This window comes from Bacillus sp. SIMBA_074, from assembly GCF_046534555.1.
GTDB classification, from domain to species: Bacteria; Bacillota; Bacilli; order Bacillales; family Bacillaceae_G; genus Bacillus_A; species Bacillus_A mycoides.
Genome location: NZ_JAWRYM010000855.1, coordinates 1 through 255 on the forward strand (window position 1 = coordinate 1; position 255 = coordinate 255).

The window sequence follows — 255 nt, forward strand, 5'->3', positions numbered from 1 at the left end:
TCACATTCTCACCAAAGTATTTCTTGTTCAGCTCATAATATTCCTTAGTTAACATATCGGCTGTCAACGCTTCCCCATTTTGAGCTTTTAAATGTATGGAATGTTCAAACTCCGCAAACATAGTTTGGCGGAACAATGTTCCACGGAAACCTTCTAGATAATGATTCAATAAATAGATGCGCTTCTTTTCATCCTCGATTTTATTTAGTAAGTAATCATTCAGCAGGTTTTCATTACAAGTCGAGGCAACTTCCG

General features: G+C 36.9%; 1 protein-coding gene. It reads right to left on the reverse strand.

The genetic code is table 11. The features are described from left to right. A partial coding sequence (locus tag SB773_RS33170; protein ID WP_410594690.1) for a M3 family metallopeptidase occupies window positions 1-255 on the reverse strand: 255 nt, incomplete at both ends.